This is a genomic window from Nocardia sp. MDA0666, from assembly GCF_003023875.1.
In the GTDB taxonomy this organism is placed as follows: domain Bacteria; phylum Actinomycetota; class Actinomycetes; order Mycobacteriales; family Mycobacteriaceae; genus Nocardia; species Nocardia aobensis.
Genome location: NZ_PYHT01000023.1, coordinates 1 through 23,217, shown reverse-complemented (window position 1 = coordinate 23,217; position 23,217 = coordinate 1). Strand labels below are relative to the sequence as shown.

Below are 23,217 nucleotides of genomic sequence, written 5' to 3'. Positions count from 1 at the left end.
CGAAGTAGCCCCACTTGGTCTGTGGCGAGCAGGGCGCCGCGGAAGCTCGCTGGTGATTGCGCATCGTTCGCATCCAGCACATTTGAGGCCCGGAGCTATACGCTCAGGATTACCTCACTGCACAGAAGGCGTGCTAGTTCAATATCTGGGTAAAGCGCATCAGCCTCCGGGGTGTGCGGAAGAAGTGGCGGCGTGTCCCTATATTTGGCATCACCCTTTGCGTGGACAATGCGATTCCTGATGCGATAGATCCTATCGGCGACTTGATGGGGAAGTATGAGATTGCTGTTCTTAGGATTTATGTTGTCTCCAATTCCAACAATTGGTCCCTGTTTGGTGAAGTGATTTCCCCAGTCGTTTTCCGAGAAGAATTCGATCAGCTTATCGGTGCGAACGTAATGCTCAAGAAGAGTTCTGATTGCGACGCCTTCTGAAGTTTCCGATACTTTCTCGGCAATAGACAGCACTCTGTTGAGTGACTTCTTGCTGTGCCGATCGAAAATCGGATCGGAGAGCTCGAGTTCCAGTTCCCGTAGGGCTTGTCTTTTGACCGCAATTGAAAAGTGTGCTTCAAGCACCTGGTAGTAGGACAGAAATCTTAGCGGAGGATTATCGTGAAGCGCGCTCGCGAATCCAAACATGGACGAAACTTGAGGCTCGATTCTCGTTTCCGGAAATCTGACCGTTGGAGACGATCGGCCTCGGCTGATTCTCGCTCGGCGACTGTCGGTGGTGTGCCAGCCAACTGTGCGTACACTAACATTGTTACGCACATCTAGTTCATACAGCAGCGATCCTAGTATCTCCTCCGCCGCGGATTCCAATTTCGTCTTCTGAAATGGTCGCCCATATGTGATTTTGGCTGATGCGGTGTACCGCATTGAACCCGGAATGGTCGTGGTTGGAGAGGCAAGCAGGTGGCACGCCGGGGACGGGCGAGATATTGAAATACAGCAGTCCTCGCCATGTAGGTCAATGGCTAGCGTATCCCAAGGTTTGGGAACATTCGACCAAACCTTATTATCGTCAGTTAGTCTGAATCTGTAACCAGGGGCGATTGTAACGGCTGGGTTGTGCAATTCGCGACCGGCCGGGCAATCGAATTGATCTCCAGTGATTTTCCTTCTTGAGAATATTTCCATGACGTCTCTCAAGAGGCGCTGGTTGTTCACTGCGAGAACGACCTCGACATACCCGGACTGCGGGATCGTGATGCCAATGCAGTTAGAATTGCTCTCTACGCCGGAATCTAGCTGTTTGAGCAAGGGGTCGATGCGACTTCTCGGAAATAATATCGAGGTGTTTTGAATTAGTCTGTTGTTCTTGAACTGTAGAAGATCTGGAACATCTGGATGGATTCTTTCAAAATCTACCTTCAATAGCTTCAAAAGTTGCGTTGCGCGAATTTCGGATGGTGTTAGTTCCACGGCGTCTGCGATGGGAATTTTGGTCTGGCCCGCGGATACGGACTCGCCTTCGCTTGAATAACCGTGGTTCTGATCGAGGCGATCATTCATTTGAATGTTCCTTCGTGAATGCTACGGAGTGCTGGCGCGCTTAGTCGTTCGCGGCGCAGTTGGCGCGAGGCTCTATAGTTGGAGCGGAGAGTCGTCGACAATGATTATCCGCGGGCTATTCGCCGTAAGGGAAGTACGGGATACGATAGTCGGGCCGACTGGGCAACTCATCTGTTTCGCGAATGAACCATCGCAGAAAGGCGAGGACGTGATCCTTGTAAGTTGAGTCCACCGCATTTAATGCCTGCTCAACCCGGTCCTTCAACTCGCTGTCTACGGAGACAGTCAAACTGGGATTGCGGTCGCGCTTTCGATTCGGTGCGACGAGTCGCATTGTGTCTCGCCGATGCTGTGCGCGAAGATCGTCCATTCGTTCCCGCACGTCCGGGTGCACGGTGGCGAGAAGGTCGTCGGGTGATTCCCAGCGACACTTGCAGGTCGTGTTCCAGTGGACCGGCAACATCCCGGGAGATGGTGGTTCGGTCGACTTCACCTCTGGCTCTCCCGGTTCCCCGGCGTCGGGGACGATTGCGGGTGTACCTAACGGCATGATGATTCCGAACTGGAAGTTTGGATCCAGATGTTTGCTCACTGCGAACACGTCTTCGTACCACCAGACCCGAGTGCCGGGCGTCCAGCTGTCAACGTCAGTCACGTTGTCCCCGTTAGTTGTTGGTTCTCGTTGATTCTGATCCTATCGGGGCTGCAGGTGACAGCTCCTGTGTTCGGCCATGCCCACCGGCGATCGGTGGGATCGGGGCCGCAAAGTACCGGACTTGGGATGGCGGATCGCTGTCCGCATCCTGCCGTCCGCCCCGGTTTGCCCCGCCGACCAGCGGTTTTCGAGGTGGTGTCTGGCTGCCTGCCGCAGGGACACTAAACACACCCTGCGGGCGCATTTAGTGTCCCTGCGGCAGGCAGCCAGACAGTTGAATGCATGGGGCTGGTCGGCGGGGCAAACCGGGGAGAAGAGAGTGACTGGATGGGAGAAGACTGGACCGAGGAGGACCGGCACGGGGTAGATAACCGGCACTGGGTGGGTTTGGGTGCGTGGAGATTTCGAGTTTCCGGGTTGCGGTGGGTAGTTGGTCGGGTGGGGGACCGGCACCGGGGAAGGTTTCGATTCGGGCGACGTCGGGTGACCGGGCGGCGGCCGAGGTGGGCGAATTAGAGGCCGGGTCCTGGAGGCATCGAGGCGGATCCGCCGGCGCGCTGAATCGAGTGCGCCGCCGCGGCGAGGGCGTCGTTGATGGCCGTCTCGATGGGGGAGCCGGATACCGTCGATGCGGCAAAGTACGCGGCGAACGCGTCGCTTGCTCCTGTGGTATCGACCACTTGCGGGACCGGATGTGCGGGGAAATGCCCGGCCATGCTGTCTGCAAAGGCGTGGCAGCCGTCCGCGCCGCAGGTGACGATGATGCGAGGGACGCCAGTTGCCTTGTGCAGCATGACCGGCACGTCGGAAGGGCTCGAAGTGGCTGCGCTTTGGCGGCCGGCTAGGAGCGCGCGTGCCTCGGCGAGATTCGGGAGCAACGCGTCGACCCCGTCGTAGGGCAAGGTGTGTGCGTCAGCGAGCGGAGGCGAGGGCTGCACGACCACGGTGGCCGAGGAACTCCGGAGCGTCGAGAGTGCGTGACGCGCGGTGTCCAAGGGCAACTCGTACGTCATCAGCACCGCGTCCGCCGAGGCCAGTTCGTTTTCGGCACGGTCGATATCGGTTGGTGTGATTGCGGTTTCCTCGGAGATGCGCCAGAGGAACGACGTTTCGCCAGAGTTGTTGGCGAAGCACATGCAGACCGGGGTGTTCGCGTTGTCCTGGCAACGGATCAGGGTGGTATCCACCCGATTGCGTTCGAGCGCTTCGATCACGATGCCGCCGGCTGGATCCCGCCCGACGACCCCGAGTGCCTGGACGTCGGCACCGAGCCGTGAGAGGGCAATCGCTTGGTTGAGCGCTTTTCCGCCGGGTACAAGCGTGATCGACTCGGCCAAGGTTGCGGACTCCCAGGCCGGCAGCTCGCTCGTTCGAGCGATGCAATCCACGACGTACGCGCCGATGACGACGAACCGGCGCCCGGCAACGCTATCCATCAGGCTGGATAGTTCCACTGCTGACCGGTACCGCGGTATTGCGCCACTGGAATCGGTTGTGTGCCGGGCAGCATCCGCGACCGATACAGAAGTCCATTCAGATGATCGATCTCGTGCGCCACCAGCCGCGCCAGACCGCGCTCGAACACCGTGATCTGCTCATTTCCGTCGATGTCGACGTGCTCTACGTGTATGGCCAGCGGGCGCGGCACCTTGCCGCGGACATCGAAGAAGCTCAAGCAGCCCTCGTACTGGACATCGGTTTCCACGGATTGGTCGATGATGGTCGGATTCAGCAGCGTGATCAGCGTTTGATCGGGAGCGCGGACAACTGCAGCCGACCGAGGTATCCCGATCTGCGGTGCGGCGATGCCCATGCCCTTGCTGAACGTATGGGTATCGGCGACTCGCGTCATCGCGGATTGCAGTTCAGCGATGACGCGCCGGGCGTCATCGGCCTCACGAGGTAGGTCGAATGGCTGCGTGGAGCCGGACAGCACCGGATCGCCTTCCTGGACGATCCCGATGGCCGACATTCGCTCGCTTGGAAGTACCTCGGAAGTGGGCATCTCATCCTTCGGGTGATGGTTTTTGAAACGCCATTCGAGCCGGTATCGCGCATGAAGCGGAGGGTTGTCTGTGCTCCAGCAAAACTGTACGCGGTCACCGGATTCAGTCCGCTGGATCGGATCGCGGAACGGCAGCGCTTCCGCGCTCATCGACGTTTCCATGCCCCAGACGTTCGGGCGGCACTCCACCGGGAAATCGAGGCGGACCACGATCCGATCCGTCGGCAACCGGATAGCCCGCTGGAACCACTGCCCCCACTTGTCGTCGCCGACCGTGTACGAATAGTCGATCACGGTCGACTCGCCTGGATACAGGGGGAATCGGGACTCTTCATTCTCGAACAGCAGCCAAAGCTCCTTGAACGCGTCCCGATCGTGCTGGACGTGCCAGGTCATCGGCTCATCGTCACAGTGCGCGACCAGGTTGAGTTCTTCCCAGGTAAGAGGATCGTTCCGATACAGCTCGTTCGAGTACTCCGGTGAACCGGGATGCCGATCTACGGATATGCGGATCAAGTAGCGATAGATCGGCGCAGTACCGCAATTTCGGATCCTTCTCCGCTGGGAAGCACGGTAGTTGCCGATGATGTGGTCGTAGTGCAGCTCCGCTTCCTCGAGTTCAACTACCAGACCGTTGTCATGCGCGCTCATAGTTGTGGCCGGATCGGACCGTGATGGTTGGCCATTCGCGGCCTGTGCGGCGGCCTTGTAGGCGCGCCGGATCGCGCCGCCGGCCGATAGAACTTCATCAGCTCGCTTCGCGAAGTCCGGCGCTGGGAAGTCCTGTCCGGTCTCAACTTTCGAGACGTAGGATCGGTCGTACTGGATCCGTTTGGCAAGCGCCGACTGTGACATGCCCTGGTTCTCGCGCCACCGCTTCAGTTCCCCAATGAAGTTGGCCATCTCGTCGGACATCGACGCTCCCCCTGTGACTTTTGGTGGGTCGGTGGGCACATCGTGTTCACAGTGCCCTCACCTGCTTCTGCGGGTGTTTTCTGTACCACATGAACGATGCAACGAGATCGACCTCACGACGGAGTCAAGTCGTGAACGGCCCGCTCCAGGCGTTCGATTCGGGCTTCAAGCTCGGCGGTCGTGCTCCGAAGGCGACCGAGTTCTTCTTGCACGGATCGGGCCGGCGCGACATCGCTCTCGTCCGGCAAGGGATCGTTCACGTAGACGCCAGATGCGGCGCGAGCGGTCAGCCAGCCTTGATCCTCGAGCAGACGAAGTGCCTTCTGCACGGTGCCGAGCGACACCTCATATCTGTCCACAAGGCCGCGGTGGCCAGGAAGCTTGCGGTCCTCGTCTTGGAGCGCTCCGCTTCGGATGTCGTGCTTGATTGCGGCAGCTACACGCTCGTATTTGGCCAATCCGGGCGGCGAACTCTCCATAGCTCGAGTCTACGACGGACCGGTGCGTACCGATACATATCAGTCATTGACTGCAACTGATACAGACTGATATGATTCAGTATGTATCGGTGATGTTGGGGAAGGAGGGCCAGGCATGGAGCCCTGACCGAGACAGTCTCTGAATCACGTTGCTCGGCACCGAAATTCGGCCGAGAGATGAAAAGCCCCCGGTAGCGCCAACTACCGAGGGCCCAAGAACCAAAGCGGGTGCAACCGCTTCAGCAATTTCCCACTTCCAGGACGAGAGGTCCCCGAAGCATGTCCAGTGTATCTGGCCGTAAGGCCAAATCTGTCTCCCGTATTTCCCGAGTGCGCCGTGGTCAGGCCCGGTCTGCGTCCCTGAATCGCTTGGAGCGAGCAGTGGATCCGGATGGCCTGCTCTCGCCCGAGGAGCGCGCGTGGCGTGCTGATCAGCTGCGCACGATGCGCAAGATTGCCCGGCTCAGCCGCCGATTGGAGGTGGCGTGATGCAGGACTTCATGGGCGCATACGTATCCAAGGTCGACAAGTTCGGCCATCAAGAAGACGTCGACGAAGTCGTCGCCACGGCGAGTGTTCGAGGCTCGTTCCGCGTCAAGTACTACGCCAACGTCTACAAAGTTTGTGTCGACGTTCGGGGCCAGCTGGGCTCGGGCGACATCGGAATGCAGTTGACGCTCGATCAGGCAATCCTGCTCCGGGAGTTGCTCGCGGCCGGGATCGCCGACATGCAGGCGGCGAAGACCGCGCAGGTGCTGGAATTGCCCGCCGGCGGTGATGCGGCATGAGGCTCGCGACGGAGTTTCTGAGCATCCTCGTCCTACTCGGAATCCTGCTTTTCCTCATTTCGCCGAGCACGGTGCTTGCGGTTGTGTTCCTGGTGGTGCTGTGGGCCGGTTGGCGCCGGCGTCCCCGCCGATCGGGGTCGCGGCGATGACCGAGATGGACCGCTATTACTACACATTCGATCACCGAACTGGTGAGCCGATCGGTATTGGAGATTCGCTTCTCGGCGGCGGATTCGGTACGGGACAGCGCGCGCGGACACCGATGCTCACTGCACGCCAGCGCGCTGCGCTGTTGGTAGTGGCTCTCGCGTTTGCGGCCGGCTTCTACGCCGCGGTGCTGCTGTTGGACCGCGGCGGAAACCAGGATCCGACCATCGTTGTCTGCCCTGAGCCGGGAACCGGGCAGGTGGCTGTTGTTCCGGCCGAGTGCGGTGCCCCGCAGGGGGTGACTCGATGAGGCTGCCGAAGGCATGGGGTCCCGCCGAGTGGGCGCGCGCCGCTGCGCCGGCGATTCCGTCGATCACTGTCGATCAGGGTGTGATGCGGTCGGAGGCGACCGAGCACCGGGCGATGGACGTAGGTGGCGGCAAGTGGGCGTTCACAGGCCTCCCCGGTCGCCAGTTCACGTCAGAGCAGGCGCGAGCCGGAATGCGCCTTGCGGTGGCACCGAATCGGTTGGAAGCCCGTGAGTGGGCCAGTTCGCTCGGACTGACTGTGAATGAGGCGATCGGCCTGATCCATGCGGCCACGCCGATGGTCGAGAAGCCCTCGAATCCGACTGCTGTCGAGCGGGATTGGGGGCTGGCGCGATGAATACTCGACTGACTCAGGCCGCTAGGGCGGCCGGCGTCCGTGTGGAACCGAACCGGATGGGGTTCGACGATCTGCCGCATACCGCCACCCGCGGTGATCGCGGCTGGCAGGTCTCATGGCTGCCCGATCGAGACGACCTCACTGCCGAGGAAGCGCGTGACGCTCTCGTGGTCGCGCGCTTGTCGAACACCCATCGAGTGCGGGCATTTGCCCGGCGGGACTGGCCGCAGATCAAGACCCTGGCGCTCGGCATCGGGGTCGACCCGCGCGAGGCAGTCAAACTGGTCCGCGACGCTGAGGCTCAGGCCCGCGAGACGGCGATTCCCACGCCCGTGCAGCAGATCCCGCACCTCGCCGAAGCGGCGGCGCGCCATCCGGAGACTGCCGATCGGCTCGTCTCGGTCGACGCACCGACACCGCCGACCGTGCGAACCCCAGGACGGGTGCCGGGCCAGTGGCTCGGATCCGGTGCGTTTCTGGAGCAGGACCGGGGGATGGACCGATGAGCCAGTCGTTTTCATCAGTCCGCGACTACGCAACGACGGTCGAACCGGCGGTAGAGGAGTTCACCGACGATCTGCTCCCGGAATGTGAATTGCTGGCGGACCGACGTCCGTGCAGTAACCGGGTGTGCTGGGTTGTGACGGTCTTGTGCTGCAGCTCCGTGGTTTTCGCCTGCAACAGCTGCTTGGAGGATCTTCGCGACACCTTCGATGCCTACCGGACTGTTCGGTGCGGCGCCCGCCATTGCCGGACTCGGCTGACGAGCTTCTCGGGATTCGTCCGGGTGGTGCCTCTATGACCGGGCAGGGATATGGGCCGTCGTTCAATCGGGTGATCGATGCGTTGCGGCAGGTCACCGTCGAGGCGTCGAGCAATTCCGGGCAGTGGACGAAATTCCGTTGCCCTGCGCACGAGGACTCGTCGCCGTCGCTGGGTGTGAAGTACGACCCGCGTCGGGAGAAGACGATCGTCAATTGCTTCGCCGGGTGTCCGCAGGAAGAGGTGCTGGAGGCTGCGCATATCCGGGTGCGTGATCTGTTCGATCATCTGCCCGAGCGCGGTCGCGGCGGGCAGCGGGCCGGCCAGCAGCGTCGGCCGGCCGCGGCGCCGAATCCGGTTCGCCGCCACCGACCTCAGCAGCCGTCCCGCGATTTGGGTGCCGTTGTCGGGCCGCGACGCCGGGTGGCGACCTACACGTACACGACTGCGGCGAATGAGCCTGTCGGACAGGTGGTTCGCACCGTGACCCCGCACGAGCACGGGATCGAGAAGAGCTTCTATCAGCGCCGCTGGGACGCCTCCGATCGCACGTGGGTGTCGGGGGGATTCAAGCCGGTGTTGTATCAGGCACTGATTGTGGCGTGGGCGATCGAGCAGGGTCACCCGATCTTGGTGTGCGAGGGCGAAAAGGACGTCGATCGCGCGATCGCCGCCGGCTACCCGGCGACCTGCAACGCCGGCGGTGCGGGGAAGTTCCGGACCGAACACGCCGAGCAGCTGCGCGGTGCCCGGCACGTGGTCATCGTCGCCGACCGCGACGGACCAGGGTTCGACCACGCGATCAGCGTGCACGACCGCTTGCAGGGGATCGGCGGGCGCGTCGAGGTGATGCAGGCCGCCACCGGAAAAGACCTGTCGGACCACTTCGACGCCGGCCACGACATCAACCAACTCACCCGTATACCGGCCGATCAGCTCGCGCTGTACCGCGAAGGCCCAGCCGTGCGGGGGACAGGACTGCGTCAGGTTCCGACGGTCACCGTTCCGTGCCGACCGAATGTGGTTCGCCCGCAAATGGATTGGGGGTTGGACCGATGACGGGTTCCGATGCCCATCCGATGTGCAGCTGTGGTTGCGGCAGGCCGGGTGATCAGGGGCACGGCATGTGTAAGGCGGCCTATAGCCGGCACCGGCGCCGCCAATTGGCTTACGGCCGTTGGCAACCACGCGTCGCTCCCGATACCGCTCGCGCGCACATCGACCAGCTGCTTGCTGCCGGACTCAAGCCGAAGCATGTGGCTGAGCTGGCCGGTATCAGCCATTCGACGATGACCAACCTTGCTCGCCCGGAAACCGAGCACATCAACGCGAAGACCGAGCAGGCGATTCTGGCGGTCGCGGTGCCCGAACGGGCCGGGGACGTCGCGGCGGATACGGCACTGGTGCCGATCACCGGGGCACGGAGACGCATTCAGGCATTGATTGCGTACGGGTATCCCCAAACCCGTTTGGCGCATGAATTGGGAATCAAGCCCAGTCACGCCACTATGGCCGCTCTCGTCGAGCGGGCCTTGCCGGAAGGCCACACCGGGCAGTCGCTGCCTGCCAGTCGCGACCGTGACATCAAGGCTCTGTTCGGTCGGCTGCAGATGACTCCCGGGCCGTCGGAGCAGGCCCGTGCCTACGGCCGCGACCGCGGTTGGGCCCTGCCGTTCGAATGGGACGAAGACGCCCTCGACGACCCGAATGCGCAACCGGACCGCGACGAATGGCAACCGCCGTCGGAGCAAGAACTCCGGCAGGTGCGCCGCGCTCAGGTCGCCGAACTCAGCGCTCGCGGTCGATCGGCGTCGCAAATCGCGGAGCAACTGCACGTCACCAAACGCACCGTCGTGCGCGATCGGCAGTTTGCGTCGGTTCAGTTCACACCAGCACGTGGGCCGATCCAGCCCGAACTGGACTGGGGGTTGGACCAATGACGGAGCCCGTGGTCTATCTCTTGCATTTCGAACGCCCCTACCGTCATGCCGCCCATTACACCGGCACTACGTCCGACCTGGATGCCCGTCTTGCTGAGCACACCGCAGGCCGCGGCGCTCGATTGATGGAGGTCGTCACCGGAGCCGGGATCGGGTTCCGTCTAGCCCGCACATGGAGTGGCGGACGAACCCGTGAGCGGCAGCTCAAACGCGAAGGCGGAGCGTCCCGCCACTGCCCCGAGTGTGGTGTGACCCCGGTTGGCCCTCGATTCGTCGGCATCTCCGCCGCCGAAAACGCCGCGCGCAGACGCGTCGAGCTCGACACCGTCGCCGACATCTATCGCCGGGTCGCGCCGACCCGGCCCGAATTCGATTGGGGGTTGGACCGATGACACGACCCAAGCCGAACCCGCGATTGCAGTGGACCGACCGCGACGAGCAGGTCACGCGCTTCGCATGCCAGCAGTGGTGTCTCGACTTCACCGCCGTGCAGCTGGCGTGCGGCACCGAGCGTTCCCGCACATACACCCTGATCGAGCGGTGGCGGGATGGCTTCGGTGTCCTGCGGTCGGTGTCGATCCGGCTGGACAACGCCGACCGAGACGTCACAGTGATCTGGCCGTGGCCGGCGGTGGCCGCCGAGCGCCTCGAACACGCGGTGTCACCGTGGAATCCGACCGGTACCAACATCACTCACAAACTCGCCGTCTCTCGCGTACGGGCCGCTCTGTGCGGACTGGACGAATCGCTGTGGGTGCCGGAACGGAAGCTGTTGCGGGACGCCGCAATCGCCGCCGGGCAGCGTCCGGGCGGGTTGATGGTTGTCGATCGCGGCGGGCTAGTGCCGCGTCGGCCGGGATTCGGCCGCCCGCATGTGCACGACGGCCGCTATCTGCACCGCGGGCGCTGGTTGGCCGTGGAGGTCGAGCTGACGCTGAAGCGGCCCACGAAGAAGCGGCTGGCCGCCACTGTGGTCGACGCCTACAAACAGGCCACCGCCATCGACGCCGGTCTGCTCTACGTCTACGGCACCGAACAGATCAGCCGAGCCCTGATCAGCGTGATCGAAGACCTCATCCACGCCGGCCGAATCCCGGCCCGTCCCGACATCCGATTGCGGTCGCTGGCCGACGTCATCGCGCACCGCTCTATCGACCTGCCCGCAGCAAGACAGGAGGGCACCGCATGACCACCCACGACAGAATCCCCGCACCGACCGAGTGCCAACCGCTCATCACGCCCCACGACTGCGACGCGGCCACCACACCGGCACCGCAGCAGGTCACACCCGCCCCCGTCGGCGATTGTCGCCCGCTGATCACCCCGCAGGACTGCGGCAGCGCATCGGCGCCCACGCCGCAGCATCCAGTGTTCGAGGTGAGGACCCAGCACGGCGAGCAGGCGAAGGAGCCGGGCTGGCTGCACTTCATGAACACCCATGACCCGTCGCTGCACCCGAATACCGAATGGGTGCAGCACCTGGGCGCGTTTCTCGCCGATGCTGGTGTCGGAGTCAGTGTCACCGGCGCGATGACCGCTGCGGCGATCCTGCAGGCGCGCCGGATGGGTTGGGAGCCGGCGAGGCTGCGCAATTATGCGGCGGCGTCGTTGATCTTGCCCGCGACTACCGCGGTGGTCGGCACGTCGCCGTGGGCGCCGCTGGAACTGTTCGCCCACGGCACCGCGCTGGCGGTCGAAGCCGATTGGCTGCCCGCGATGCTGGAGATGAGCGTGACCGGCATCCCGGTCGCGTTGGCGGCGGCGACGTGGTGGTGGGCACGCAACCGCAACCAGCTGCACACCGTCGGCAAGAAAGACATTCCCGCCACCGAGCGCGCGCAGCGCCGAGAGATCGACGCCAAGTTCAACGCCGCCCGGGCGCTGGCAGGCCGGGCCACACCGCTGACCACGGTCACCGGCCGCGGCCGGGGCCGGCGCAGCATCGTGCTCGGCCGACAGGCCACCACGGTGAGCCAGCACCGCAAATCCGTTGCCGGACAGCTGAGCTCAATGACGGACACCTTGCTGACGATCCCGTACAGCGCGGTCCGCAAGCACGTCGGCATCCTGGGTGGCCCTGGTTCGGGCAAGACCACCGGTGAGTGCCGGCTGTCGGTGGCGTCGCATTTCGCCAGCCACGAGCGCTATCTGGCCGCCGCGGCGATGCCGACGGCCACGCGGAAGGCGTTGGGTATCAAGCCCAAACGCGCGGTGAGCATCTTCCTGTCCTGCAAGGGCGGCATCGAAGACCTGGTCACCTACGCGGACCTGAAGGCGGCCCTGCTCGCCGGCGGCGTGCACCCGTCGCGGATCGCGATGGCCCCGGCCGACAAACTCAACATCTGGGCGTTGAAGCCCGGCCCGCTGCGGCATGTCATCGAGGACCTTGCCCCTACTGCGAAGGCCAGCGATTCGGCGCAGAAGTTCTACGAAGAACTCCGTATCTCGTTGGTGCACTTGATCATCGACGCCCCCGATCCCGATGCCGGGAAGGGGCCGAGCGAGAACCCTCCGACCAACTCGAAGGAGTTCATGTCGCGGTTCGACCCGGCGTGGCTGTGGCATGCGTGGGGCGGTGAATTCAACGGCGACGGGCATTTCGTGTTCCCGGACAAACCGGCGCACCGGCCGGAGCTGAACGCGATCGTCGCCGCGAACGACGGCAAGCAGCCGGTCCTGCCGGCCGAGACCGCGCGTTTCGACAACCTGTTCCGCGAGCTGGACGGAGTGTTCGACGGCCCGTTCGATCTGCTCGACAAGGACTACTGGTTCATCACCGTTCCCGGTACCGCGCAGAAGAGCGTTGCGGTATCGCAGGCCAAAGCCGTGATCAAGCTGGTCGAACAGGTCGCTGCGACCCCGCACGGCTGCGAGATCACCTTCACCATCGACGAATTCTCCCGCGTGTCGGAAGGCGCCAGCCTCACCGATGCGTGCGAGGCGCTCCGCTCGCAGGGCGTGGCGTGCATCGTCGGCGCGCACTCGTTCGAATCGCTGGCCGGCACCGACCGCGACGCCAAACAGCTCATGAAGGCATGGTCTGGTGGACTGCTGTGCTTCGGCATGGAAGGCCCCGACGACGTCGTCACGCTCTACGGCACCCGCCGGGCGCTGGAACCGTCGCGGCACACGCTGAAAGACCGCCACGGCGACGAGGGCCAGGTCCGCATGCAGGACGCCCTGCTCATCGACCCGAATCTGTTGCGCCGCCTCGAACCCGGCGACTGCGTCTACGTCAACCACGGCACCGCGACCTGGGGACGAATCACACCGCTGGATCCCGACACGATCCCGCTGCGCCCCATGCAGCCGAGCACCAAGCACGCCACAACCAAGCAGGGCCGGTGGCGACGTGCCGGTGGCGCCTTGCTCTACGGCCGTGGAGCGCCCGCGTGAGCCCCGCCAAGGACTTCGGCGACCACGACGAACACGGCGACCAGTCAGACAAATCCCAGGACCAGCAGGCAAAGGAGGACCCCACCATGCTGCCCGAACCCATCGAACCCGACGACACCCCACCCACCCCGGAGAAGGCGATCGAGGCACCCAAACCCGCCGGAGACGCCCGCCTCGACGTCGAAACCCCCAGCGTCGGACAGCTGTATGCGATGTTCCCCGACGCCATGCCCAAGAACACCCCCGAGCGGCGCGCACGCCACCTTGCCGCGGTCCCCGACCTCAATGCCACCGACACCGCGGCTCTGCCGGCCGGTGACATCGAGGACCTCGACGATCCGTGGGTCGCCGCCGCGCTGCGATGGCGGGCGGTCATCGCGTTCTGGTGGCGCCCTGCGGCCACCGGTGTGGCGGTCGTCGCGATCACCGTGATCGCGTTCTTCGCCGCCGGCGCCGCAGTCGGCATCGCCTGGTTCATCTACGGCGTCGGCTGGACCGGCCACAGCGTGTGGACCACCCACGGCCGCCCCAACCTCCGCCAGCTCGCCCGCGCCAAGCGCGCCCGCTGGTAACCGACACCGCCACCCAATCACCGATCAGAGGAGGACCAAACCATATGGCTCACAACACATCCGAAACCGACCAGATCGTCAGCGAAATGTCCGGGCTGGCTCGCCGGGTCAACCACGTTCTGAGCTCCTGGCGAACCATGAACCCGACCGCGACGCGCGTGCCCCGCAGTGTGCGGCGCGAGATCAACGCACTGGTCAAGGCAGACGCCCACCAAACCAAATTCGCCCACTCCCAAGAGCGTCGACGGCTGACCGCCAGCCTGGTCGAATACCGGTGGAGACTGCTCAACGAACAGCAGATCCGTGCATGGGACACCCCCGATACCTGGTTCGATCGCCAGCGCGACCTCGACGCCGCCCGACAGCGGATCGAGAATCGTGTCTACGGCTCCCAGCACCTCACGGCGACCGAACGCGGTCAGGCTGTGACCTCGCTGGCCACCGTCCACGCCTATCCGCGCGACCCGGTCCGGCCCGTCTTCCGACCGACCTGGGGTCTGGACACCCTGCGTGCGCGAGCACGCGACGGATTGACCCGGCTGCGTACCGGTATCGCCGGCCCGGCAGAACGGCGCCAACTGCAGCAGTGGGAACAGTTGCACCGCGAACGCGCCGCCTACGCCGTACTGGCCGAACAGCGGCAGGCGTATCAGCCGTCGTTCCAGCGCGCGTGGGTGCCGACGGTCGAACGAGAGCAGGAGCAGTTCCAACAGCAGCCCGCGCCCGCGTGGCCGGAACCGGCTTCCGAAGCTGTCGAACGGGACGCCGAGACAGGTCCTCGGGACCTCCCAGAGAGTGAGCGAGCTCGCTATTACGAGGTGGTGGTGGGCAGCGCGGAGATCGTGCGCACTCACCCGGAGATGGCCCAACGAGCCGAGTTCACCAGCCTCCCCGAAGGGCATGACTGGGCGCTCGATCGTCTCGCCGACGACTCCCACGGCTGGCCCAAAAATGCCGATCTGGTCGTCAACATCGGCGAAGTCGGTGCTGAGTCGCCGACCTACCACGCCGTCGGCCCGCGCGACACGGTTATCGACGAGGTCACCGGATGGCAGATCGACCATGAGCACACCCAGATCAACGAGATCGAGCTGCTCCGTACCGAACTTAGCCAGGCCCGGGCCGAGAACGAGCTGCTCCGTACCGAAAACACCGAGCTGACAAGCAAATTCGCCGAACACGACCTGGATCGGCAGCAGACGCCGACCGCAGACGGTCCCGCAGCGGCGATGCCGCGACCGGCGCAGCCGATCTTCCACGGCCCCGTCATCACCAAGCCCGTCCTGAACGGACTCGACCGATGACCGACCGCAAGCAGGCCTCCCCGAGCCGAAACAGCCACCCGGCCATCGGAGCCGGCACCCGGTCCACCCACCCGGTGCCGGTCACTGAGCCCGCTAGCTGCCCACAGGAACGAGGGGCACGGCAGTGACGCCCGATCAGGCCCGCGACAAGGTCACCAAGCTGCGCGCCCACGCCGACAGCGTCCACGGCACCCCCGAAGCCGCCCTGTTCTACGCCAAAGCCAACGAATTGGCCGCGGCGTACGGGCTCCCGCTCACCAAGCACCGCCAGCCAGCCGCCGAGACACCGCGCCCGAATCGGGCGCGGCCCAGCGGCACACAGCAATCCACCCCCACGAACGCGAGGAGGACCACCACCATGACCAGCACCGCAACCAAGACGAAGCCGGCCCGGCCCGCGGGCGACACCACGATGAGCAAGGCGTTCACCCCGCGTACCCGTGCCGCGTTCAACCGCAACAGCGAACCCGGCGCGCAGATCGAGGGCATCATCGTCGCCATCGAGGAAGAGCCCGACCTCGACTACCGCACTCGCGCACCGAAACTCGACGCCGACGGCAACGAGCGCATGGTCCCGATCCTGATCGTGCAGACCGACGGCACCACCAAACCCTATGGGCAGGGCCTTCGGAAGGTCTGGGTCCGCACCGGCATCGCCGATGCCCTCATCGGTGCGTGCATGGACGCCGGCGTTACCCGCACCGTCGTCGGCGGCAAGGTGCGGATCCGGTACGAGGGACTCGGCGAACCGCCAGCCCCGAACTTCTCCGCACCGAAGCTCTACACCGCCGTCTACCAGGCGCCCGACGGAGAGGGGGAGTGCTGATGAACGAACCGATCCGTGTGCTTCAGCTGGTCAACACCGCGGTCAGCGCACTGACGACCGGCGGACAGTCCGCACTTGATGTCGTGATCCGAGATTTGGACGACAACGACATGGAAATCCTCATTACCCACATGGCCGAGTGCATCAATCTCGGCGCCCCCGCGGCGGTACGGAGCCGGGTATGAGCGACGCGGTCAAGATACGAGTGACCGGCGAGCGAGACCACGTGAAAGCCATGATCACTGCCCTGGACCCCGTCGTGGACATCGTTACCGACTGGCGAATCTTCCCTCAGCGCAACGGAACCACGGTCAGCGCATACCTCGAAGCCCGCCCCCAGACCACCGCCGAGGAGGAGACCTCATGCCCCGACTGATGTCTGTCGCGCTCACCGAGACCCAGGTCCGCAACCGCACCAAGACCGTCACCCGCCGAGCCGGCTGGAAGATGCTCCGCCCGGGTGACCGAGTCACGCTGTGCCGCAAGGTACAAGGCCGCAAACCCGGCGAGCCGCTCGACCGCATCACCGACGTCGAAATCGTCTCGGTGCACCAGGAACGACTCGACGCCATCACCGCGGCCGAGGTCGCCGCTGAGGGGTTCTTCGATTGGACGCCGGCCGAGTTCGTCGAATTCTTCTGCAGCACGCACCGCGGCATCCGCCCCGACAGCGAGATCACGCGAATCGAATGGCGCTACCTGGATTCGATCATCCAGATCATGCTCATCCAGGAGGACTACCTGCGCCACGGTGCGGACGGGCCGCTGCAGCGGAACGGGGGCGCACAGTGACTCTCAATATCTCCTCAGCGCCGCAATTCACGCCGCTGGAAATCGGCTCCCGCACCCTCTACATCCCGGGCCGGGCGACGGCCAGTGCGCACGACCCCAGCGACGCCGAACAGGTATCGGTGCGCAGCGACAGCCCTACGCACCACAACGCACCAGTCGAGACGAAGCCGGTGCGCAGTGTGCCGCGGGCGTGGCCGGTCCTACTGCTGGCACTGCCGGCGTTCGTCGCGATCTGGTCCGGCTGGGTCGGACTCGGACAGCTCACCGGGTTCGGTCCGGTCCGACCGCTGCCGGGAATCTGGGACCAGTTCACGCTCAACACCGCGATCACGCTGCCGATCGGCATGGAGGCGTACGCCTCCTACGCGCTGTACGTCTGGCTGTCGGGACGGATCCGATCGGATCGAACCCGCAGCTACGCCAAGTATTCGGCATTCGGAAGTCTGGTACTCGGCGCCGTCGGACAGGTGGCATACCACCTCATGCGCGCCGCCGGCGTCGCTGTGGCGCCGTGGCCGGTGACCGTTCTGGTGGCCTGCCTGCCGGTCGGAGTCCTGGGTATGGGCGCGGCCCTCGCACACATGATCATCCGCGAACACCACGCTCCGAACCTGCGCACCGACGCTGCAGGGGCGGTGCGCAGCCCAGAAAGCGTGGTGCGTAGCGCTTGTGCAGAACGTGTCACCCCGGCCCCAGACGAGCGCCACGCGAACGGGGGCGTGCCGGTCGCGTTACCGACTGCGCACCAGATCCGGCAGATCGAAGCGACCCCGCCAGCCGCCAACGCACCAGCCGGTGCGCGGGACCGGTGGGCCGACATTGCCGAAGAGATCTGCAACGCCGATCCCGCCGGCCGCCGCGATCCGGAGAAGGTCGCGACGATCCTCCGGTTGCGCTTCGAGTGCAAATGGCCGCATGCCCGGATCGCCGACCACGTCGAACTGAGCCGCACCGCGGTCACGCGCACCATCAACGCCGCGCGTGACCACCTCACGGAAGGAGCTACCGAATATGGAAAGTGAGAAGTATCTACAGGCCAAGGACTGTGAACAGCTGACCGGCATTCCGGCTGCGACATGGCGCTACTGGGCACACATCGGCGCAGGCCCGACCAGCTTCAAACTCGGCCGGCGCCGCGTCTGGCGCCAGAGCGTGATCCTCGCGTGGATCGCCGAGCAGGAGGCCACCAGCGCCAGGGGAGGTGCGGCTTAGTGACGGCACGCCGCAATCCCCGGGCAGGAGTGGAGGACCGCTGGTACAAGTGGGTCACCGAGACGGACCCCGCCACCGGCGAGAAATCCCGCAAACGGGCGAAGTCCAAACAGCACGGCAAAGGCAAGCGTTGGCGCGCCCGCTATGTCGATCCCAACGGGGTCGAGCGCGAACGGCTGTTCAGCACCAAAGTCGAGGCGCAGCGATTCCTCGACGGCGACGTGACCACCAAAGTGGTCACCGGAACCTGGGTCGACCCTGATCGCAGCGGTGTCCTCTTCAGGGTGGTAGCAGAGAAGTGGTTCGCCACGAAGAAGGGCCGGAAGCCGAAGACGGTCGCCGGATACAGGTCACTGCTCGACACCGTCGTTCTGCCGCAGTGGGGATCCGTAGCGCTTCGTGATATCGAGTTCGAGGACATCCAGGAATGGGTTGTCTGGTTGTCGGCCGCCGGCAGCAGCCGCTTCGAAGGCAGGGGCCTGTCCGCGTCGAGGGTGATTCAGTCGTATCAAATACTCGACCGGGTGCTGCGGTTTGCGATCAAGGCAAAGCGATTGCCGACGAACCCCGCGGAGGACGTCGAGCTGCCCTCGATGCCGTCGGCGGAACGGCGATACCTGTCCCACCTGGAAGTCATGAGGCTCGCGTTGGCCGCTGGCCGCTTCAAGCCGTTGATATTCACCCTTGCCTACACCGGCATTCGCTTCGGCGAAGCTACCGCGCTGCGGGCAAGCGACATCGACATGTCGCGCCGACGGATCCGCATCTCCCGATCGGCATCCGGTGTGACCGGGGAAGGGGTGGTCGAAACCGACACGAAGAACCACACCACCCGCGAGGTGCCGGTCCCGAAGTTCCTTGAGAGGGAACTCGCCGTAGTGGTGGATGGTCTCGCGCCCCACTCGTTGGTGTTCCCTGGCCGGAAAGGCGACTATCTGACGTCCAGCGAATTCCGGTGGGCCTTCGACCGGGCCGTCAAGGCGACCGGCCTCGACGGGGTCGTTCCGCATGGACTACGTCACACCGCGGCGTCGCTGGCTATCAGTGCCGGCGCCAACATCAAGGTCGTGCAGCGCATGCTGGGGCACAAGACCGCGACTCTGACACTCGACCTCTACGGCCACCTGTTCCCCGATGACTTGGACACTGTTGCCGCAGGGATGGATGCGGGCGCCGAAGCCGCTGCGGGCCAACTGCGGGCCGAGCCCGTGCAGGACTCGACCGACGAACCGGAAAACGGCCCTTCACCTGCGGTGGGTGTGGGATTTGAACCCACGGTGGCGTGAACCACGACGGTTTTCAAGACCGTTCCCTTAGGCCGCTCGGGCAACCCACCTCGTTCCGGGCGGGCCGGAACGGTGTCTCAGCCTACTGGCGCGGGTGCGGGGATGCCGAATCGGTCCGGCGGGCTTCGGGCGACTCGCCGAAGATCGGGCTGTCGCGTGTTTCGACGCCTCGCGCGACCTCTGGCAGGATGGCGGCCATGGTTCGTCGCCGGATACGGCGTCGGCTGTCCGGCGCTACCATCGCCGCACTCCTGATGAGTGGGGCGATCTGGGGAGCGCCGTCGATTGCCGCCGCGCCCGCGCCCCCGGCCGATTCCGGTTCCGCCGAGGGGCCGCCGCCGGCGTTGGACGATCCCCGTCCGGCCACCGCGTCGATCGACCGCATCGAACCGATCAACGATCGCTGGTTGCGGGTGTTCGTGGACTCTCCGGCGATGGGACGCACGGTGCAGGTGCAGGTGCTGCTGCCGGCGGACCGCAGCCATCCGCGCCCGACCCTGTATCTGCTCGACGGCCGCAGCGCGAGCAACGAGTACAACAACTGGACCGAGCGCGGTGGTGCGGTGCAGTTCTTCGCCGACAAGGACGTCAACGTCGTTCTCACGATCGGCGGCCCGGCGGGGTACTACACGGATTGGCAGCATCCGGATCCGGTGCTCGGCACCAACAAATGGGAGACCTTCCTCACCCGCGAACTGCCGCCGCTGATCGACGCGACATTCGAGGGCAACGGCCGCGATGCGGTGGAGGGTGTCTCGATGGGGGCGGAGGCGGCGATGATGCTGGCGATACGCGATCCGCAGGCGTATCTCGCCGTCGCCGCCCACAGTGGTTGCTACGCAATGGGTTCGGACTTCGGGCAGGCGCAGGCGCGGGCCGTGGTGCGCACCTACGGCGGCGATCCGGACAACATGTTCGGCAAGCAGGACGATCCCGAGTGGCTCGCCCACGACGTGATGATGCACGCCGACACCCTGCGCGGTAAGGCGATCTTCCTGTCCGCCGGTTCCGGCGTGCCGGGACCCTACGACGTTCCGGGCAATCCGGAAGCGGTCTCGACGATCGGATTCGGCGGCCCGCTCGAGGCCGGCGCCAACGCCTGCACGATGGCTCTCGCGGATCGGCTGGAGCGCATGCAGATCCCGGCCGACGTCGATCTACGCCCGGTGGGGACGCATTCCTGGCCGTACTGGAAAGACGAGCTGCCGAGGGCCTGGCCCACCCTGGCGGCAGCCCTCGGCGTGCGCTGACCGCCGCGCGGGTTCAGCCGGCGAAGCGCGCGACGGTGTCCGGTGCGGTGGCGAAACTCAGGAACCGATCGTTCTCGTGCGGATCGCCCGCGGTGATCCGCACCCCGTCGGTGCCGTAGGGCCGCACCAGGACTCCGGCTTCGGCACTGGCCGCGCCGAATTCCGCGCTGTGCTCGCCCAGCGGCAGCCAGACGAAATTGGCCTGGGACGGCGGCACTCGATATCCGGCCGCCAGCAGCGCGTCGCGCAGGCGTTCCCGCTCCGCCACCACCTGATCGGTGCGGTCGAGCAGTTCGTGCCGCGCCTGCAGGCAGGCCATGGCCGCGGCCTGCGCGAGCCGATTCACGCTGAACGGGATGTGCACCTTCATCAGTGCGGTGATCAGTTCCGGGTCGCCGACGGCGTAACCGACGCGCAGGCCCGCGAGCCCGTATGCCTTCGAAAAGGTACGCAGCACAACGACGTTCGAGCGGCCGCGGCCGATCTCCACGCCATCGGCCCGGTCGTCGGCGGGCAGGCGCAGATACTCGAAGTACGCCTCGTCGAGCACGACCAGCACGTCCTCGGGGATCGCATCGAGGAAACGGGTCAGTTCGGCGCGGCCGTACGCCGTTCCGGTGGGGTTGTTCGGATTGCAGACGAAGACGAGCCGGGTGCGCTCGGTGACCGCGGCCGCCATCGCGTCCAGATCGTGCGCGAATTCGTCGTTCAGCGGTACCGGCACGGCCGTCGCGTTGCCGACCTGCGTGACGATCGGATACGCCTCGAAGGAGCGCCAAGCGAACACCACCTCGTCGGCGGGAGAGGCGCATGTGATCTGCACCAGTTCCTGGCACAGGGCGACGCTGCCGCAGCCGATCGCGACATTCTCGACCGCTACGTCGTGGAACTCGGCGAGGGCTGCTCGAAGTTCGCCCGAGGAGTTGTCCGGATACCGGTTGATGAGTTCGGCCGCCTCGGCGATCACCTTGGCGACACTCGGCAGCGGGCCCTGGGTGGTTTCGTTGCTGGCCAGTTTCACGGCGCCCGGATGGCTGCGACCCGGAGCGTAAGCCGGAATGGACTCCAGGTCCGGACGAATACGAGCACTCACCCCCACACCTTAATTCCTCGCACGTCGCGGCGGCTCGGCGCGGTTGTCTCGGAGGTGCCGCCGGTCCGTCGGCCGGACCGAACCGGCTGAGCGGTATGTCGGAAATTTTTCGAGGAATGGGTACTTCCGTGCAACTTCTCCCGAATGTGACAGATGCGAACTACCCTGGTTTCATGTCGGGCATCTATCGAGATGAAGCACCATTGCGCGACAGCGGGCAGGTGGTCGACGGCGCTCCGGACCCGGCGGCCGGAGGTCGGGTGCCCATCACGGTGATCGAGCCGGAGGGTTACGCGCGCGGCGGCATCGTCGTACTCCACGAGTCCCGTCAGTTTGCCGATGTATTGCTGGAAATGATGAAATCGCTGGCCGGTGAAGGCTGGATCATGGTGGCGCCCAATCTGTTCCACCGTTTCGCCTGTCCGGAGGGGCGCGGTGAAGGCGCCGGATCGGTCAACGACCGCGATCTGGCCGCTGTCGGCGCACGGGTGTCCGACGGGCCGGGTGCGGTCGCCACCGCGGTCGCGGGCGGCGCCGAGATCGAGCAGGTGTTCGGCGCGGATCTGTTCGCCGACTTCGACGCCTGCTTCGACTGGCTGGTCGGCCGGGGAGTCTTCCCCGACACCGTGGGCGTGCTGGGCTTCGACAACGCCGGCACCGCCGCACTGCTGGTCGCGACGAACCGGCCCATCGGGGCCGCGGTGAGCGTCGCGGCACCCGGCATCGTGGAGCCGCTGACCGCGGAGGCGGCGGCGCTGGTCGACGCCGCACCGCAGCTGCAGGCTCCCTGGCTCGGCCTCTACGGCAACGACGATCCGGTCAACCCGTCCGGCCACGTCGAACGCCTCCGTGATGCGGCGGCGCGCGCTCCGGTGGCCACGCTGGTCGTGAGCTATCCGGGTCTGCATCACCGCCCGGACCATCCCGGCTTCGATATGGCCGACTTCGAGCAGCTTCCCGAGGAGGAGAAGCGGCAGTTGATCGACGCGCAGACCAGAATCTTCGATTGGTTCGACAGTCACCTGCGTTGACCAGCCGTTTTGCGTCCTGACCGGTTGCTCTGTACTCTTGCCTCTCGGCGGTTCGAAAGGACCGGCGCCCTCGAAAGAAGGCTCCAGGAGGCGTGCCAGAGCGGCCGAATGGGACTCACTGCTAATGAGTTGTCCCTTCACGGGGACCGGAGGTTCAAATCCTCTCGCCTCCGCCACGCCCGGGTAACCGGGCACACAACTGAACAAGACCTGCGCCCGTAGCTCAACGGATAGAGCATCTGACTACGGATCAGAAGGTTGGGAGTTCGAGTCTCTCCGGGCGCGCAGAAAGAAGGCCCCGTCGCATTGCGGCGGGGCCTTCTTCGTATTCCGTCGAAGGTGCCGGTTTACCCTGGCCGGGTGGAGGATCGTGCGGTCGGGTGGGAGATTGTGCGCCCGCGCCAGCCTGCGGATGGGCTGGCGATGCTCGGGTATCGCGATCGGGCCGATGCCGGGTTGGAGCTTCGGGTGGCGGTGATTCCGGCGGTGACCGTGGCGGTTGATTTCGGTGGGGGTGGGATTGTTGTGGAGACGACGGCGGCTGTCTCTTATACACATCTCCGAGCCCACGAGACCGATCA

Annotated in this window: 26 protein-coding genes, 3 tRNA genes and 1 pseudogene; 23 read left to right on the top strand and 7 right to left on the bottom strand. The window is 65.0% G+C overall.

The genetic code is table 11. The annotated features are described in order from the left end of the window. Window positions 1–95: 95 nt before the first annotated feature. The 5 genes from C8258_RS32405 to C8258_RS25805 form a co-directional block, all read right to left on the bottom strand. The gene (locus tag C8258_RS32405; RefSeq protein WP_146161337.1) at window positions 96–1,517 is read right to left on the bottom strand and encodes a hypothetical protein; all 1,422 of its coding nucleotides are present in this window, start codon (window positions 1,515–1,517) and stop codon (window positions 96–98) included. A gap of 115 nt (window positions 1,518–1,632) precedes the next feature. Then, entirely contained in the window at window positions 1,633–2,109 is a 477-nt protein-coding gene (locus C8258_RS32400) for a hypothetical protein (RefSeq protein ID WP_146161336.1), read from the bottom strand. A 575-nt stretch (window positions 2,110–2,684) separates the two neighbouring features. After that, window positions 2,685–3,608 carry a carbohydrate kinase family protein gene (locus C8258_RS25815; RefSeq protein WP_106957392.1) on the bottom strand — a complete coding sequence of 308 codons (924 nt, stop codon included), beginning with the start codon at window positions 3,606–3,608 and terminating at the stop codon, window positions 2,685–2,687. Then, entirely contained in the window at window positions 3,608–5,092 is a 1,485-nt protein-coding gene (locus C8258_RS25810) for a peptide deformylase (protein WP_106957391.1), read from the bottom strand. Before C8258_RS25810 ends, C8258_RS25815 begins: the two co-directional genes overlap by 1 nt. Before the next feature lie 113 nt (window positions 5,093–5,205). Next, on the bottom strand, window positions 5,206–5,571 hold the full coding sequence (locus tag C8258_RS25805; RefSeq protein WP_063023924.1) for a GntR family transcriptional regulator: 366 nt from the start codon (window positions 5,569–5,571) through the stop codon (window positions 5,206–5,208). A 488-nt stretch (window positions 5,572–6,059) separates the two neighbouring features. On the opposite strand from C8258_RS25805, the gene C8258_RS25800 reads away from it, so the two are divergent. The 18 genes from C8258_RS25800 (at window position 6,060) to C8258_RS25715 (ending at window position 19,262) form a co-directional block, all read left to right on the top strand. Then, window positions 6,060–6,359, top strand: coding sequence for a hypothetical protein (locus C8258_RS25800; protein WP_106957390.1), 300 nt, complete (start codon window positions 6,060–6,062; stop codon window positions 6,357–6,359). A gap of 145 nt (window positions 6,360–6,504) precedes the next feature. Beyond that, the gene (locus C8258_RS25795) at window positions 6,505–6,816 is read left to right on the top strand and encodes a hypothetical protein (RefSeq protein ID WP_146161335.1); all 312 of its coding nucleotides are present in this window, start codon (window positions 6,505–6,507) and stop codon (window positions 6,814–6,816) included. Beyond that, the gene (locus C8258_RS25790; RefSeq protein ID WP_199195860.1) at window positions 6,813–7,172 is read left to right on the top strand and encodes a hypothetical protein; all 360 of its coding nucleotides are present in this window, start codon (window positions 6,813–6,815) and stop codon (window positions 7,170–7,172) included. Before C8258_RS25795 ends, C8258_RS25790 begins: the two co-directional genes overlap by 4 nt. 56 nt (window positions 7,173–7,228) lie before the next feature. Continuing rightward, complete coding sequence (locus C8258_RS25785) at window positions 7,229–7,678, top strand: hypothetical protein (RefSeq protein ID WP_146161334.1); 450 nt, start codon at window positions 7,229–7,231, stop codon at window positions 7,676–7,678. Window positions 7,679–7,970: 292 nt separating this feature from the next. Next, entirely contained in the window at window positions 7,971–8,993 is a 1,023-nt protein-coding gene (locus tag C8258_RS25780; RefSeq protein ID WP_106957387.1) for a hypothetical protein, read from the top strand. Next, window positions 8,990–9,874: a helix-turn-helix domain-containing protein gene (locus tag C8258_RS25775; RefSeq protein ID WP_146161333.1), complete on the top strand. Its 885-nt coding sequence runs from the start codon at window positions 8,990–8,992 to the stop codon at window positions 9,872–9,874. Before C8258_RS25780 ends, C8258_RS25775 begins: the two co-directional genes overlap by 4 nt. Further along, entirely contained in the window at window positions 9,871–10,266 is a 396-nt protein-coding gene (locus C8258_RS32980; protein WP_199195858.1) for a hypothetical protein, read from the top strand. The genes C8258_RS25775 and C8258_RS32980 overlap by 4 nt, the downstream gene beginning before the upstream one ends. Beyond that, the gene (locus C8258_RS25765; RefSeq protein WP_106957385.1) at window positions 10,263–11,063 is read left to right on the top strand and encodes a hypothetical protein; all 801 of its coding nucleotides are present in this window, start codon (window positions 10,263–10,265) and stop codon (window positions 11,061–11,063) included. Before C8258_RS32980 ends, C8258_RS25765 begins: the two co-directional genes overlap by 4 nt. Next, window positions 11,060–13,270: a hypothetical protein gene (locus C8258_RS25760; protein ID WP_106957384.1), complete on the top strand. Its 2,211-nt coding sequence runs from the start codon at window positions 11,060–11,062 to the stop codon at window positions 13,268–13,270. The genes C8258_RS25765 and C8258_RS25760 overlap by 4 nt, the downstream gene beginning before the upstream one ends. Next, the gene (locus C8258_RS25755) at window positions 13,267–13,842 is read left to right on the top strand and encodes a hypothetical protein (protein ID WP_106957383.1); all 576 of its coding nucleotides are present in this window, start codon (window positions 13,267–13,269) and stop codon (window positions 13,840–13,842) included. The genes C8258_RS25760 and C8258_RS25755 overlap by 4 nt, the downstream gene beginning before the upstream one ends. Before the next feature lie 44 nt (window positions 13,843–13,886). Continuing rightward, window positions 13,887–15,146 (top strand): hypothetical protein, encoded by a 1,260-nt coding sequence (locus tag C8258_RS25750; RefSeq protein ID WP_106957382.1) that lies wholly within the window; start codon window positions 13,887–13,889, stop codon window positions 15,144–15,146. Between the two features lie 124 nt (window positions 15,147–15,270). Continuing rightward, window positions 15,271–15,972 (top strand): DUF2786 domain-containing protein, encoded by a 702-nt coding sequence (locus C8258_RS25745; RefSeq protein WP_158271313.1) that lies wholly within the window; start codon window positions 15,271–15,273, stop codon window positions 15,970–15,972. Continuing rightward, window positions 15,972–16,157 carry a hypothetical protein gene (locus tag C8258_RS25740; protein WP_146161332.1) on the top strand — a complete coding sequence of 62 codons (186 nt, stop codon included), beginning with the start codon at window positions 15,972–15,974 and terminating at the stop codon, window positions 16,155–16,157. Before C8258_RS25745 ends, C8258_RS25740 begins: the two co-directional genes overlap by 1 nt. Next, complete coding sequence (locus C8258_RS25735; RefSeq protein WP_106957379.1) at window positions 16,154–16,348, top strand: hypothetical protein; 195 nt, start codon at window positions 16,154–16,156, stop codon at window positions 16,346–16,348. The genes C8258_RS25740 and C8258_RS25735 overlap by 4 nt, the downstream gene beginning before the upstream one ends. After that, window positions 16,336–16,764 carry a hypothetical protein gene (locus tag C8258_RS32975; protein ID WP_199195857.1) on the top strand — a complete coding sequence of 143 codons (429 nt, stop codon included), beginning with the start codon at window positions 16,336–16,338 and terminating at the stop codon, window positions 16,762–16,764. Before C8258_RS25735 ends, C8258_RS32975 begins: the two co-directional genes overlap by 13 nt. Continuing rightward, window positions 16,761–17,786, top strand: coding sequence for a sigma-70 family RNA polymerase sigma factor (locus tag C8258_RS32970; protein WP_199195856.1), 1,026 nt, complete (start codon window positions 16,761–16,763; stop codon window positions 17,784–17,786). Before C8258_RS32975 ends, C8258_RS32970 begins: the two co-directional genes overlap by 4 nt. Continuing rightward, complete coding sequence (locus C8258_RS25720) at window positions 17,776–17,976, top strand: AlpA family transcriptional regulator (protein WP_063023950.1); 201 nt, start codon at window positions 17,776–17,778, stop codon at window positions 17,974–17,976. The genes C8258_RS32970 and C8258_RS25720 overlap by 11 nt, the downstream gene beginning before the upstream one ends. Further along, entirely contained in the window at window positions 17,976–19,262 is a 1,287-nt protein-coding gene (locus C8258_RS25715) for a site-specific integrase (protein ID WP_233225340.1), read from the top strand. Before C8258_RS25720 ends, C8258_RS25715 begins: the two co-directional genes overlap by 1 nt. Here the strand turns inward: C8258_RS25715 and C8258_RS25710 are convergent. Continuing rightward, window positions 19,228–19,312: transfer RNA gene (locus tag C8258_RS25710), tRNA-Ser, on the bottom strand. The genes C8258_RS25715 and C8258_RS25710 overlap by 35 nt on opposite strands. Before the next feature lie 204 nt (window positions 19,313–19,516). Here C8258_RS25710 and C8258_RS25705 point away from each other — a divergent pair. Further along, window positions 19,517–20,512: an alpha/beta hydrolase family protein gene (locus tag C8258_RS25705; protein ID WP_233225339.1), complete on the top strand. Its 996-nt coding sequence runs from the start codon at window positions 19,517–19,519 to the stop codon at window positions 20,510–20,512. 13 nt (window positions 20,513–20,525) lie between these two features. On the opposite strand, the gene hisC is transcribed toward C8258_RS25705, so the two are convergent. Continuing rightward, window positions 20,526–21,605 carry a histidinol-phosphate transaminase gene (gene hisC / locus C8258_RS25700; RefSeq protein WP_106957377.1) on the bottom strand — a complete coding sequence of 360 codons (1,080 nt, stop codon included), beginning with the start codon at window positions 21,603–21,605 and terminating at the stop codon, window positions 20,526–20,528. Window positions 21,606–21,778: 173 nt separating this feature from the next. Between hisC and C8258_RS25695 the strand changes: the two genes are divergently transcribed. The 4 genes and pseudogenes from C8258_RS25695 to C8258_RS33360 form a co-directional block, all read left to right on the top strand. Beyond that, window positions 21,779–22,636 carry a dienelactone hydrolase family protein gene (locus C8258_RS25695; protein ID WP_106957376.1) on the top strand — a complete coding sequence of 286 codons (858 nt, stop codon included), beginning with the start codon at window positions 21,779–21,781 and terminating at the stop codon, window positions 22,634–22,636. An 86-nt stretch (window positions 22,637–22,722) separates the two neighbouring features. Next, window positions 22,723–22,812: transfer RNA gene (locus C8258_RS25690), tRNA-Ser, on the top strand. A 36-nt stretch (window positions 22,813–22,848) separates the two neighbouring features. After that, a tRNA-Arg gene (locus tag C8258_RS25685) sits at window positions 22,849–22,921 on the top strand. Between the two features lie 75 nt (window positions 22,922–22,996). Then, window positions 22,997–23,217, top strand: a pseudogene (locus C8258_RS33360) (hypothetical protein); the annotation flags it as partial.

Bases quoted from the DNA above. Each gene is read 5' to 3' on its own strand.
- C8258_RS25810 (WP_106957391.1), bottom strand. From the start codon at position 5,092: ATGTCCGACGAGATGGCCAACTTCATTGGGGAACTGAAGCGGTGGCGC.
- C8258_RS25790 (WP_199195860.1), top strand. From the start codon at position 6,813: ATGAGGCTGCCGAAGGCATGGGGTCCCGCCGAGTGGGCGCGCGCCGCT.
- C8258_RS25760 (WP_106957384.1), top strand. From the start codon at position 11,060: ATGACCACCCACGACAGAATCCCCGCACCGACCGAGTGCCAACCGCTC.
- C8258_RS25785 (WP_146161334.1), top strand. From the start codon at position 7,229: ATGGGGTTCGACGATCTGCCGCATACCGCCACCCGCGGTGATCGCGGC.
- C8258_RS25795 (WP_146161335.1), top strand. From the start codon at position 6,505: ATGACCGAGATGGACCGCTATTACTACACATTCGATCACCGAACTGGT.
- C8258_RS25695 (WP_106957376.1), top strand. From the start codon at position 21,779: ATGTCGGGCATCTATCGAGATGAAGCACCATTGCGCGACAGCGGGCAG.
- C8258_RS25780 (WP_106957387.1), top strand. From the start codon at position 7,971: ATGACCGGGCAGGGATATGGGCCGTCGTTCAATCGGGTGATCGATGCG.
- C8258_RS25765 (WP_106957385.1), top strand. From the start codon at position 10,263: ATGACACGACCCAAGCCGAACCCGCGATTGCAGTGGACCGACCGCGAC.
- C8258_RS32975 (WP_199195857.1), top strand. From the start codon at position 16,336: ATGCCCCGACTGATGTCTGTCGCGCTCACCGAGACCCAGGTCCGCAAC.
- C8258_RS25815 (WP_106957392.1), bottom strand. From the start codon at position 3,608: ATGGATAGCGTTGCCGGGCGCCGGTTCGTCGTCATCGGCGCGTACGTC.
- C8258_RS32980 (WP_199195858.1), top strand. From the start codon at position 9,871: ATGACGGAGCCCGTGGTCTATCTCTTGCATTTCGAACGCCCCTACCGT.
- C8258_RS25750 (WP_106957382.1), top strand. From the start codon at position 13,887: ATGGCTCACAACACATCCGAAACCGACCAGATCGTCAGCGAAATGTCC.
- C8258_RS25735 (WP_106957379.1), top strand. From the start codon at position 16,154: ATGAGCGACGCGGTCAAGATACGAGTGACCGGCGAGCGAGACCACGTG.
- C8258_RS25740 (WP_146161332.1), top strand. From the start codon at position 15,972: ATGAACGAACCGATCCGTGTGCTTCAGCTGGTCAACACCGCGGTCAGC.
- C8258_RS25720 (WP_063023950.1), top strand. From the start codon at position 17,776: ATGGAAAGTGAGAAGTATCTACAGGCCAAGGACTGTGAACAGCTGACC.
- C8258_RS32405 (WP_146161337.1), bottom strand. From the start codon at position 1,517: ATGAATGATCGCCTCGATCAGAACCACGGTTATTCAAGCGAAGGCGAG.
- C8258_RS25705 (WP_233225339.1), top strand. From the start codon at position 19,517: ATGAGTGGGGCGATCTGGGGAGCGCCGTCGATTGCCGCCGCGCCCGCG.
- C8258_RS25805 (WP_063023924.1), bottom strand. From the start codon at position 5,571: ATGGAGAGTTCGCCGCCCGGATTGGCCAAATACGAGCGTGTAGCTGCC.
- C8258_RS25800 (WP_106957390.1), top strand. From the start codon at position 6,060: ATGCAGGACTTCATGGGCGCATACGTATCCAAGGTCGACAAGTTCGGC.
- C8258_RS25775 (WP_146161333.1), top strand. From the start codon at position 8,990: ATGACGGGTTCCGATGCCCATCCGATGTGCAGCTGTGGTTGCGGCAGG.